The sequence below is a fragment of the Xanthomonas sp. WHRI 8932A genome, from assembly GCF_035012785.1.
Taxonomy (GTDB): Bacteria; Pseudomonadota; Gammaproteobacteria; order Xanthomonadales; family Xanthomonadaceae; genus Xanthomonas.
Genome location: NZ_JAYGQQ010000002.1, coordinates 485962 through 498801, shown reverse-complemented (window position 1 = coordinate 498801; position 12840 = coordinate 485962). Strand labels below are relative to the sequence as shown.

5 protein-coding genes are annotated in these 12840 nt (G+C 65.9%); all 5 read right to left on the bottom strand.

Features of this window, described 5'->3' with window-relative positions; all coding sequences use genetic code 11:
- Window positions 1-5: 5 nt before the first annotated feature.
- The 5 genes from gspG to VC212_RS04885 all read right to left on the bottom strand — a co-directional run bounded on the left by gspG (window position 6) and on the right by VC212_RS04885 (window position 12625).
- Window positions 6-437 carry a type II secretion system major pseudopilin GspG gene (gene gspG, locus VC212_RS04905; protein WP_055850775.1) on the bottom strand — a complete coding sequence of 144 codons (432 nt, stop codon included), beginning with the start codon at window positions 435-437 and terminating at the stop codon, window positions 6-8.
- Window positions 438-664: 227 nt separating this feature from the next.
- Window positions 665-1882 (bottom strand): type II secretion system F family protein, encoded by a 1218-nt coding sequence (locus VC212_RS04900; RefSeq protein ID WP_115561277.1) that lies wholly within the window; start codon window positions 1880-1882, stop codon window positions 665-667.
- Window positions 1883-2063: 181 nt separating this feature from the next.
- Window positions 2064-3791: a type II secretion system ATPase GspE gene (gspE, locus tag VC212_RS04895; RefSeq protein WP_055850769.1), complete on the bottom strand. Its 1728-nt coding sequence runs from the start codon at window positions 3789-3791 to the stop codon at window positions 2064-2066.
- A gap of 129 nt (window positions 3792-3920) precedes the next feature.
- Entirely contained in the window at window positions 3921-5804 is a 1884-nt protein-coding gene (locus tag VC212_RS04890; protein ID WP_323514563.1) for a S8 family serine peptidase, read from the bottom strand.
- A 233-nt stretch (window positions 5805-6037) separates the two neighbouring features.
- Window positions 6038-12625, bottom strand: a complete 6588-nt coding sequence (locus VC212_RS04885; RefSeq protein ID WP_323514312.1) for an ESPR-type extended signal peptide-containing protein — start codon at window positions 12623-12625, stop codon at window positions 6038-6040.
- Window positions 12626-12840 lie beyond the last annotated feature (215 nt).

Here is a 12840-nt window from a genome sequence, read left to right as displayed (position 1 = left end):
AGGACTTATTGGTACTTGATATCCGAGTCGTAGCTGCTACCACCGGGGCGACCATCCTTGCCCAGGCTGATCAGATCGAACGGCTGGCCATCGCCCGGCGCGCGGTACTCGATGGTGTGACCCCACGGATCGTTAAGCTCCACCGCCTTGGCGTACGGGCCCAGCCAGCCGCTGCTGCCGCCGGGCTGGGTCACCAGGTCATCGAGCTTGCTCGGCAACTTGCCGGTGTCGAGCTGAAAGTTTTCGATCTTGCCGGCCAGGGTCTGGATCTGCGACTTGGCCAGATTGGCCTTGCCGCGATCGGCGCCACCAAGCACGCGGCTGCCGACCAAGGTGAGCACCGCGCCGATCAGCACGATGACGATGATGATTTCCAGCAAGCTCATGCCGGCCTGGCCTGCGCGCGACGGACTACGGGTGATGGAACGCTTGATCATGAACGATTTCCTTGCACGTCGATGAAGGATGCTGCCGCCACTAGATGACATGGCGGCCATTGCATTGGTTCCCGCGTAGGTGTCGTGCGGTCACCGGAACGTTGTTGTGAAGACGCCGCCTAATGAAAAGCGCCGCGTGCCGTTAATAGAGTGTACGAGCGATGCATGCCGATGCCGAGTCCCGCTTGCGCCCGCCTTGCAGCTGCGCAGGCGCGTTGCTCGCGCGCTCAACCGATCGCATTGGTGAGGTCATACAGCGGTACCAGTACCGAAATGATGACAAGCCCCACCACTGAGGCCAGGACCAGCGTGATCAGCGGTACCAATGCAGCCAGCGCACGGTCGATGGCTTGTGCAGTTTCCAGCTCGAAGGTGTCAGCGGTCTTGAGCAACATCGTGTCCAACGCGCCGGATTCTTCGCCCACCTGGATCATCTGCAGGGCCAATCGCGGAAAGCGCTTGCCGCGCGCCAGCGATATCGCCAGGCCATGCCCGTTCTTGACATCGTCGGCAGCGTTGGCGACATCCTCGACCAACGCCAGATTGGACATGACGTTGCGCGCGATGCCGATCGCGGCCAGCAACGGCACGCCGTTGCGCAATAAGGTGCCCAGGGTGCGCGTCAGCCGTGCGGTTTCCAGCCGCGCGATCAGGCTGCCGACCACTTTCTGGCGCAGCAACCATTCGTCCAGCGCTGCACGGAAAGCGGCATTGCGACGCTTGCGATCCAGCCACAGCCCGAGCACACCCGGCACCACGATCAGCACAAGCCACCAGTCGCGTACCAGCAATCCCACGCTCAACACCGCCTGGGTGAACCAGGGCAGCGCGACATCCAGGCTTTCGTACATCTGCGCGAATTGCGGCACCACGTAGCCCAGCAAAAACAACAAGGCGCACCCGACCACCGCCAGCAGAATCGCCGGGTAGATCAACGCATTGATCACCTTGCCCTTGAGCGCGCGGCTGCGCTCCAGGTAATCGGCCAACCGTTGCAAGGTGTCCTGCATGCTGCCGCCGGCTTCGCCGGCACGCACCATGTTGATGTACAGCTTGGAGAACAGCCCATGCTGACGTTCCAACGCAGACGACAGCGGCGCACCGCCGCGCACGGTGTCGCGGATGTCGCCGATGACGCGCCGGCTTTTTTCGTCTTCCGGCAGATCCATCAGGATCGACAACGCGCGATCCAACGGTTGCCCGGCCCCAATCAAGGTGGCCAGCTGCTGGGTGAATTGCACCAGCGCGGCATTGTCGAACGGCTTCTTGCGCAGCAGCATGCGCAGTGATGGCGAATCGTTTTCGCCGGTGGCAAGCCGCGTTTCCACCGGCAGATGGCCCTGCTCCTGCAGACGCAGCGCCACCTCGGCATCGCTGCCCGCTTCCATCTGGCCGTCGAGCATTTCGCCGTGAGCGTCGAGCGCTTTGTAGCGGTAGAGCGGCATCAGGAACGGCCGGGACCGGGGACCCGGGACCCGGGACCCGAGGAAAGCGGCGTACCGCAGTACTGGAATCCGGCAGCACGTCGATCGGCGCATACGACAGCGACGACCAAGCACTTGCCTTGGCTGTTCCCGGGTCCCCGGTCCCGGGTCCCCGGTCCCGACCACCCGGTCACTTCACCGATCATGCATCCTCCGTCACACGCAGGACTTCTTCGATGGTGGTTTCGCCGCGCAAGGCCTTGGACAGGCCGTCTTCGTACATGGTGCGCATGCCGGCCTTGCGGGCGAGTTGTTCGATCTCGCCCATGCCGGCACGACGCATCACCGCGCGCCGCAATTCGTCGTTCATCACCAGGAATTCGACGATGGTGGTACGGCCCAGATAGCCGGTCGGCGCGGCCGCCGAGGCACGCGGGCGATACAGGAAGATCTCGCCCTCCGGCTGCAGGCGACGCAGGTTGAAACGTTCGATTTCTTCCGGCGATGCGGGGTAGCGTTCGGCGTTGGCCAGGTCGAGTTTGCGCACCAGGCGCTGCGCCAGAATGCCGTTAATGGTGGAGGTGAGCAGGTAATCCTCCACGCCCATGTCCAGCAAACGGGTGATGCCGCCGGCGGCATTGTTGGTGTGCAGCGTGGACAGCACCAGATGGCCGGTGAGCGCGGACTGGATCGCAATGCGCGCGGTTTCCAGATCGCGCATTTCGCCGATCATGATGATGTCCGGGTCCTGACGCACGATGCTGCGCAGCGCATTGGCAAAATCCAGCCCGATCTGCGGCTTGGCCTGGATCTGGTTGATGCCTTCGATCTGGTATTCCACCGGGTCTTCGACGGTGATGATCTTGACGTCGGAGGTATTGAGCTGGCTCAGCGCGGTGTACAGCGTGGTGGTCTTGCCCGAGCCGGTGGGGCCGGTGACCAGCATGATGCCGTGCGGTTGCTCCAGCACCTTGCGGAACTGCGGCAGAAAGTCTTCGGTAAAGCCCAGCTTGTAGAAGTCGAACACCACCGTTTCGCGATCGAGCAGACGCATCACCACGCTCTCGCCATGCGCGGTGGGCACGGTGCTGACGCGCAGATCCAGCTCCTTGCCCTGCACGCGCAACATGATGCGACCGTCCTGCGGCAGGCGGCGCTCGGCGATATTGAGCTTGGCCATGATCTTGATGCGGCTGATCACCGCGGCGGTGAGTTTGGCCGGCGGGCTTTCGCCTTCCACCAGCACGCCATCGACGCGGTAACGCACCTTGAGGCGGCTCTCGAACGGTTCGATATGGATATCCGAGGCGCGCAATTCCACCGCGTGCTGGATCACCAGATTCACCAGGCGAATCACCGGCGCTTCGGAGGCCAGATCGCGCAGCGCTTCGATATCGTCGCTGCTGTTGGCATCGCCATCGGCGGTTTCGACAATGGTGCCCATCGCACTGCGGCCCTGGCCATACCAGCGCTCGATCAGATCGTCGATCTCCGAACGCAGGCCGACCTGCAGGAACAATGCACAGCCAGTGGCAAGACGCACCGCATCAATGGCGTAATCGTCGTATGGATCGGCGATCCAAAGATCCAGCCGGCCATCGTGTTCGCCCACCGGGCACAGATGAAATTGTTTGAGAAAGCGCAGCGACAAGCCCTGCACGTCGGGCAGCATTTCCGGCGGGGTATCGCCGAGTTGGCGTGCATCCACCAACGGCAGGCCGAGCACATCGGCGCAGGTCTCTGCATGATCGCGCTCGGACACCAGGCCCAGGCGGCCGAGCAGGGCCAGCAAGCCCATGCCGGATTCGGCCTGCAACTGGCGCGCGCGCAGCAGGTCGGAGTCCTTCAGACGACGGCGTTCAAGCAATGCTTCGACGATGCGCGTTTCCGCACTTCGATGCTCAATTGGATCGACGGCAACCGCGTTCACACTCGTCTCCACTGGTTCGGCGCCGACTGTAGCAGTTTGCCGCGACGATCAACCGCACGCATCTGAATCGTCCTGAAAAACAATGCCCCCGGTGATTAGCCGGGGGCATTGGTCACACTATTTCACTACTTACTGTCGTGCAACGAGGGTCAGCTTCGCGTAATCGGATGCACCCACCAACTTGATGTAGTACGTGCCTGCCTTGGGGGCAGTGAAGCGGACGGTTTCGCTGTTGCCCGGACGCGTCGACTTGGCATCGAAACTGCTGGCGCTGGGCTCGGCTTCATAGCTGACGTACACCGACACATCGCCGGTACCGCCGTAGGTCATGAAGCTCAGCACCGCACCGGCCTTGGCTTCGAAGCTGTACAACGTGGAGCTGCCGAAGGTGCCACTCAGGCCGGTCAGCGGCGCCTTGTTGGTCAACGCGACGGCGGTCGGTGCGCAGGACTCGGTGGCCGGATCGCACGGCTCCACCAACACCGCTTCCAGCGCGGCCTTGGCGTCGACGATGCCGCTGCCGATCGGGGTGCTGGCCGGCGGGGTCACCGGGAAACGGCGGCTGGTCTGCTTGAGCAACGCTTCGACCGCGGCCGGGGTCAGCGGGCCGTCGCCCAGACCGATCGCCGCGCTCTGCACCAGCGCCACGACGCCAGCCACATGCGGGGACGCCATCGAGGTTCCGCCCATGCCCATGTAGCTATAGCTACCGGAGGTCGGCGTGGTCGCACCGTCGTAGCCGGCCTGCCAGATGTAGCCGCCCGGATTGCCGTCCACACTGCCACCGCCGCCCGGGCCGGACAAATCGACCTTGCTGCCGTAGTTGGAGTAGTAGGTGATGCCGCCGGTGATGCGGGTGGCACCGACGGTGACGGTGTTGTTGCAGCTGGCCGGCGAATGGTTGGCCGCGTCATCGCCATCGTTGCCGGCAGCGACCACGACAGTGGTGCCGCGCGCCACCGCACCGTTGATCGCCAGCTGGGTGGCCGAATCGCAAGCCCCACCGCCGCCCAGGCTCATGTTGATCACTTCGGCCGGGTTGGTGTTGGCGGGGACGCCTTCGACCGTGCCGCCGGATGCCCACACGATGGCGTCGGCGATGTCGGAGGTATACCCGCCGCAACGGCCGAGCACGCGCACCGGCAGGATGGACGACTTGGGTGCGACGCCGGCCATGCCGATGCCGTTATTGGTCGCTTCGGCCACGGTGCCCGAGACATGGGTGCCGTGCCAGGAGCTCTCCTGCGCCACCGAGCCGGTGTAGCAGACGTTGTCGGCTTCTTCCCAGTCGCCGTAATCCAGTGCACCGGGGACGCGGGCATCGGTCGGACGACGCGAGACTTCGGCATCGCTGATGAAGTCATAGCCCTGCAGCAGGTTGCCGGCAAAATCGGGATGGCCCGGCAGGATGCCGGTATCCAGCACCGCCACCACCACGCCAGCGCCCTGCGACAGATCCCATGCGGCCGGCGCATTGATACCGCCGTTGGGGTTGCTCAGGTGCCACTGGTACTGCGCATACAGCGGGTCGTTGGGAACCAGCTGCGGGCTCACATCGGTGGCCGCAACGCTTTTCTTGATCTCGACCGGACGCAGCATGCGATCGATCTGCACGTCGACCACGGACGGATCGTTCTTCAGCTCGACCACCACCTTGTCCACCTGCGCGGCGGTCAACGTGCTGGACAGCTTGATCAGGTCCGAGCCGATACCGAGCTTGCGCACATACGTCGCCTTGGCGGCGGCTGCGCTGCTACGTGCGCCGGTACTGGCACCGACGCGGCCGACAGCGGCCTGCACGGCATTGAGCTTGCTGCTGCGATCGGTCGCAGCGGCAGTGTTGTCCTTGTAGCGCACGATCAGGCGGCTACTGAATTGGGCGCCGGCCGAAGCGGACTGGGTCGGTTCCTTGACCAGCAGTTTCGGTGCGGCTGCCAGGGTGCCGGATGCACCAAGGGCCATCATCAGGATGGCGCCGGTCAGCGGGGTGAGGCGGAAGGTCTTGTCGATCACGGTGAAATCCTCTTCGTGTTTTTCGTGAATCAGGCTTGGAACGGGGTCGACAACGCCGCGCAGCCGTGAGCCGGCCTGCGGCAGTTGATCGATCGCTCCTGGTACGGCCATCACTCCATGCGAATCCGTTGGCTGGCCTAGCCACGGTCCTTGCCCGCCCCCTCAGGCCTTACCGCGGCGGCGCACATCGGCGCCGCCGCGTTTGATGCAACTGAGTACGCTGTTGCTGAGGGTTACCAGCCGAAACCGGCACCCACGCCGATCGAGCTGTCATCGCCGCTCAGCGCACCGCCCACGGTCAACGTGGCGCGCGGGCTGATCGCACGCTGGTAGCCCACCGACAACGCCGACTCGCCGTTCTGGAAACCGACGCCGGCACCGACGCGGTTCTGCGAGGCAATACCGGCCACGCTGGCAGACATGTTCAACATCGCCGAGCTCATCGCGCCCTGACGATCCAGACGACGGTTCTGCCGACGCAGACGGTCTTCGATATCGCCCTGATAGCTTTCGAAGCTATCGGCCATCGCGCTGTAGCGGCTGTCGGTGTAGCTGTTGGCCGTCGCAATACCGCCATCCAACTGGCCCTTGTTCACCGCATCGGTGGCGCGCGTACCGGCCGCCACATTGGCCACCTGCCGCTCGCCGCCGACACTGCCCACCGACACCGTGTTGGCGCGGTCGGCCACAGAGCCCTGACCCAACGCGACCGCACCCTGTGCACTGGCACGTGCGCCCTGGCCGATGGCGGTACCGGATGCGGCGCTGACCTGCGCACCCTCGCCCATCGCCACCGCATTGGTGGCCACCGCCGCAATCTGCGTGTTGGCGCCGACCGCCGTACTGCCGTCGGCATTGACGCGCGCATTGCTGCCGATGGCGGTGTCGTTGGGGCCGTGCGCGTAAGCGCTGCCGCCAATCGCGGTACCGGTGACATGGTTGGCCACCGCCGCTGTACCGACTGCCGTCGAGGTTGCCGCCGGCGTGATGCTGCCGACCACGGCTGCCGTCGGCGTGCCTTGCACGCCGGCAGTCGCAGTGGCGGTGCTGACGTTGCTTGCTGCATCGCTAGCAGCAGGTGCAGCGACAGCCGGCACCGTGGCGGTCCGCAGCGATGCCGTGGTGCTGGCAACCGCAGTGCCACCACGTGCATCCAGTTGGGTGACCTTGGTGTCCAGCGCGGTCAATGCCGCGCCCACGTTGTTGTAGCTGGCGCCTTGAATCACGTAGGTCGGCGCAACGAAGACGCCTTGCGCGCCGATCGCCGCACCGCCACCAAGGAAGCTGGCGGCATTGCTGAGCGACTGGAACAACTGACCGCCGTTGATGGCATCGGCGCTGGCATCGGCAATCGCGCCGGCGCCCACGTTGACGATGCGACGCGTTGCCGGACCACCGCGGCCATTGCCGCTACCCACCGACACCGTATTGGCCTCGTAGGTGCGCGAACCCGAGCCCAACGCCACCGAATCGGCGCCGGTTGCACCGGCATTGGCGCCCAACGCCACGCTGTTGACCGCACTCTGGCGGACGAAGGAGTTGTAGCCCAGCGCCACGCTCTTCTCGCCGATGGCATTGGTCTGTTGACCCATCGCGGTGCTGTTCATGCCGCTGGCGCTGCTGTCCACGCCCACCGCACTGGCACCAGTGCCGGTGGCGCTGCTGCCGGAAGCAATGGCGACACTGCGTGCACCACTGGCAGTGGCACCCGCACCTGCAGCGGTTGCGCGATCACCGGTTGCCACGGCTACGCCGGTGCCGGTGGTCTTGACCATGCCGCTGGTGGTCTGCACATCGGCCGCCAATGCGTCCAGCTGCCCCTTGTTGACGGCATCGCTGGCGGTCTGGCCGTCGCTGACGTTGACGATGCGACGCGTTGCCGGGCCGCCGCGACCATTGCCGCTACCCACCGACACCGTATTGGCGTCGTAGGTGCGCGAGCCCGAGCCCAAGGCGACCGAATCGGCACCGCTGGCACCGGCATTCGCACCCAGGGCCACCGCATTGCTGCCGCTCTCGCGCACGAAGGAGTTATAGCCCAGCGCCACACCATTTTCGCCGATGGAATTGGTCTGACGGCCCATCGCGGTGCTGTTCACGCCGCTGGCGCTGCTGTCCACACCCATCGCGCTGGCACCGGTCGCCGACGCGCTGCTGCCGGAAGCGATGGCAACACTGCGTGCACCCGTGGCAATAGCACCAGAGCCCGCAGCCGTGCTGCGCTCGCCGGTTGCGGTGGCCACCGTATCGCCGGTGGTCTTGAACTTGCTGCTGGTGTTCTGCACATCGGCCGACACCGCATCCAGCTGACCCTTGTTGACCGCATCAGTCGCGGTCTGGCCATCGCTGACATTGACGATGCGACGCGTCGCCGGACCACCGCGGCCATTGCCGCTACCGATCGACACCGTGTCGGCTTCATAGGTGCGCGAACCCGAGCCCAATGCCACCGAATCGGCACCGGTTGCGCCGGCGTTGGCACCCAGCGCCACACCGTTGACAGCGCTCTGGCGGACGAACGAGTTGTAGCCCACCGAGACCGCGTTTTCGCCGATCACATTGACCTGACGACCGACACCGGTGCTGTTGATGCCGGTGGCCGACGCATCCACGCCGATCACGCTGGCGCCGACCGCATCGGCGCGGCTGTTACCACCCAGTGCCAGCGTGTTGTTGGCCAACGCCGCAGCGCTCTGACCCAGCGCGGTGGCATTGGTGCCGTCCGCATACGAGTTCCAGCCGATCGCGGTGGTGTAGTCCGCGGTTGCCCACGCACCCGCACCGAAGGCGGCTGCGCCGGTTCCCGAGGCACGCGCCGGGATGAAGCCGAAGAACGTGCTGCCACCGACCGCAACGCTTTCGTCGCCGGTGGCTTCGCTGAACTCACCCACGGCTACCGCGCTGGCGCCGGAGGCCAGCGATGCCGCACCGACGGCGGTGCTGTAATCGCTGGACGCCACCGCGCCGTAACCCAGTGCCGACGACAGCCGGCCGCTGGATTCGCTGTAGCCGCCAAATGCCGCGCTGCCGACGTTGGACGCCGCACTGCGGAAGCCCGCGGCGGTGGCCTGGTTGTCCGATGCCACTGCCTCGCTGCCGAGCGCGGTGGTGTAGGTGGAGCTTGCCTGCGCGCCAGCGCCATTTGCGGTGGCGCCGATAGCGCTGGCCTGTGCATTGCTGCCGAATGCGCTGCTGTTTTCGGCCAACGCCTGCGCGTTGCTGCCGACCGCTGCGGCACTGGTGCCGCTCGCCAGCGCATTCAAGCCGACTGCGGTGGCTGCATCGGCCACTGCCTGTGCACCTGCGCCCAATGCAGTGGTGCCGTTGGCGGTGGCGTTGGCGCCCTCGCCTGCAGCCAATGCGTTATCGCCTGCGACGTACGCACCGGCATCGCTGTCGTCGCTGCCGCTGGCCTGGAAGTACTTGCTGGTGGTTGCACCGGCTTCGGCAACCGCATTGAGCTGATCCAGATTCACCGCATCGGTACCCTGGGTGCCGGCCGCCACGTTGGTGATCTGACGCTCGTTGCCGGCGCTACCGACGGACACCGCAAAGTCGCGATCGGCGACCGAATCGGCACCCAATGCCACGCTGCTTTCGCCGGTGGATTCGGCAAAGTTACCCAACGCGGTGCTGTTGAGGCCCGGTGCCCATGCAGCACCACCCACGGCGGTGGAGAAATCGCCGGAAGCTTCGGTGGGCAACAGGCCGAGCAAGGCGCCGCCGACCGACACGCTGTTATAGCCGCTGGCCACACTGCCCTGGCCGGCTGCAACGCTGTAGGCGCCAGTGGCGGTGGCGTCACTGCCCACGGCGACCGTGTTGGAGCCGCTGGCGGTGCTGAAGTTACCCAACGCGGTGCTGTTGAAGCCGCTCGCGGTGGAATACCCACCGACGGCGGTGGCGTAATTGGCCGTCGCCTGTGCGCCGAAGCCCAGTGCTGCTGCGGTGGTGCCATCGGCGACGCTTTCTGCGCCGATTGCCGTGGCCGATTCGCCGCTGGCGCTGGCGAAGTAACCCATCGCGGTGGATTCGCTGCCCTGTGCCTCGCTCAGCGCACCAACCGCCAGCGAGCCATCGCCATAGGCGCCTGCCGCTGCACCGAGCGCGGTGCTCTGCGCGCCGGCTGCTTCGCTCTCGCCCCCCACGGCCACGGCATAGTCGCCGCTGGCCTGGCTGAAGGCGCCGTTGGACACGCTGCCAAAGCCGCTGGCTGCTGCGTTGTAACCGGCGGCATTGGCGTACTGCGCCGTTGCGTTGGCGCCGCTGCCGATGGCCACTGCACTGATCGCGGTGGCATTGCTGCTGGCACCGAACGCGCTGCTGTAATCGCCTTCAGCGGTGGCATTGGAACCGGCCGCCGTTGCATCTTCACCCTGTGCGACGGCAGTGCCGTCGCCGGTGCCTGCATACAGGCGCGCGGTGGTTTCGGCGGTGCCGGCCACTGCGTTGAGCTGATCCAGATTCACCGCATCGGTGCCTTCGGTACCGGCAGCGACATTGGTGATCTGACGCTCGCCGCCGACCGTGCCCACCGACACCGTGTTGGCGCGATCGGCAACAGCGTTCACGCCAAGCGCAACGCTGTTGTCCACCGCAACTTGCGCACCATCGCCGATCGCAACGCTATCGGTGCCTTCGACGAAGGTGTTGGCACCCAGCGCAAGCGAACGATCGCCGTAAGCATTGGCCTGCGACCCAATCGCAACTGCACGATTGCCACCGGTGAATGTGGTATCGCCGATGGCAATCGAAGCATCGCCACCTGCGGCCGAGGTGATGCCAACTGCCACGCTGCCTGTGCCATACGCGGTGCTTTCCGCACCGATCGCGGTGCTGGTGTCGCCGAACGCCACGCTGGCAAACCCCAGCGCCGTGGATTCAAGCCCGTTGCCGATGCTTTCGAAACCGACCGCAGTCGCACCGCGGCCGACGGCCACGCTGGTGCTGCCAAGTGCGGTGCCGTAGAAGCCCGACGCGGTGCTGTCTGCGCCCAGCGCAGTGGCATAACGGTCGCTGGCGATGCTGTTGAAACCCACCGCCGTGGCGTTGTTGACGTTCGCAACTGCACCGCTGCCCACGGCAGTGGTGTTGATGTCCGATGCAATGCTGCTGGAACCCAGCGCAGTGCTGTAATCGGCAAGCGCTGATGCATTGGACCCTGCCGCGACGCTGTCCACGCCTTCGACAACTGCAGCGCCCTCACCGGTGGCGACGAACGTGCGCGCGGTGGTGGAGGCGACATCGGAGACGGCGGTGAGCTGGCCGAGATTCACTGCATCGGTGGCTTCGGTACCGGCAGCGACGCTGGTGATCTGACGCTCTGCGCCGGCTGCGCCGACCGACACGGTGTCGGCGCGCGTGGCGACCGAATTGGCGCCCAGCGCCACCGAGTTGGCGCCGCGTGCGGTGCTGTAGTAGCCCAGCGCCGTGCTCAGCTCACCGCTGGCCCAGGATTCCGGACCGACCGCGGTTGCGCCTTCGCCCGGTGCGTAGGCGAAGTAGCCCACTGCCGTGGCTTCGGTGCCCGACGCCTCGCTCAACGTGCCGACAGCGGTGGTGTAGGTGCCCGATGCAATCGCACCGGCGCCGAGCGCAGTAGACGCGTCGCCGCTGGCCTGGGTCTGCACGAAGAAGCCCAGTCCGGGAATCAGATCCACCGGGCCGCCCACAGCCGTGCTGCTGGTGCCGCTGGCGCTGGTCTGGGTGCCGACGGCAGTGGCGTAATCGCCACCGGCGTTGGCCACTGCACCGAATGCCGATGCCTGCGCACCGGCGGCATATGCGCCGACGCCGAACGAGGACGCCGCGAAACCGTCGGCATTGGCGCTGGCGCCGACCGCCGTTCCGCCAACGCCGGCGCTGGTGGCACCGGTGGTGACCGGCACACCGCCATTGGTGATCAACGGCTGGCCATCTTCGTTGACCGCAGCGCCGCCCACAGCCACGCTGGCCGGGCCATTGGCCTGCGCGTTATGGCCGAACGCTGCGCTGTTCTGGCCGGAGGCCAGTGCATTGGCGCCCACGGCCGTCGCGTTCTCAGCGGTGGCATTGGCGCCGGTGCCGAGCGCGGTGGTTGCGGTACCGATCGCATTGGCGGCATCGCCTGCGGCCAGTGCGCTATTGCCATCGACATAGGCGCCGACGCTGTCGTCGCCCGGGCTTGCCTTGAAGAACAGCGCGGTTTCTTCGGCCACATCGGCCACGTCGCGCAGCTGCGCCACGTTGACCGCATCGGTGGCGTTGATGCCGGCACCGACGTTGGTGATGCGACGCGTTGCCGGGCCGCCGCGACCATTGCCGCTACCCACCGACACCACGTCGTCTTCGTGCGTGCGCGAGCCTGCGCCCAGCGCCACCGAATTGGCACCGGTGACGCCGGCATTGGCGCCCAGCGCCACGCCGTTTTCGCCTGCCTGGCGCACAAAACTGTTGTAGCCGATGGCCACGGCGTTTTCGCCGATGGCGTTGGTCTGGCGACCAATCGCGCTGCTATTCACACCGCTGGCGCTGCTGTCGGCACCGGTAGCGACCGCGCCGGTGGCGCTGGCCGTGCTGCCGGCACCGATGGCGGTCGCCTTGGCGGCAGGTGCGGAGGCACCGCGGCCGACTTCGACCGATTGCGCGCTGGCGGGGAGTGGCGTGACGAATCCGGCGCCGCCGAGCGCCAGGGTGATGGCGGCGGCCAATGCCAGGCTTTGGCGGCGGTCGATGAGCGAGGCTGGAGCAACGGCTCCGGTGCTGTCACCGCTGGCCAATTCCGAGGCCACGGCCCACACACCCAATGACTTGTTCCAGACCTTGCGATAAATCCGATTCATCGACGCACTACTCCTGAGTTGTTGGGACTGGTTTTTGGCGAGCGCCCACCCTCGGAAGGCCTTTCGGCCACGCGATTCCCCGTGGTTGTGCGCCTATGGGCCTTGCGGCGATGGACGGCTTGCGCCTGCACCCTGGATAGTCAAAAAGTGAACGCTACCCAACCATAGAACTGCGCGAAGTGTTAACAGCCGTCAAATCTGGCGTCAAGTTTTTG

Coding starts and splice junctions, on each gene's coding strand:
- gspG (WP_055850775.1), bottom strand. CDS start 437: ATGATCAAGCGTTCCATCACCCGTAGTCCGTCGCGCGCAGGCCAGGCC.
- VC212_RS04900 (WP_115561277.1), bottom strand. CDS start 1,882: ATGCCGCTCTACCGCTACAAAGCGCTCGACGCTCACGGCGAAATGCTC.
- VC212_RS04885 (WP_323514312.1), bottom strand. CDS start 12,625: ATGAATCGGATTTATCGCAAGGTCTGGAACAAGTCATTGGGTGTGTGG.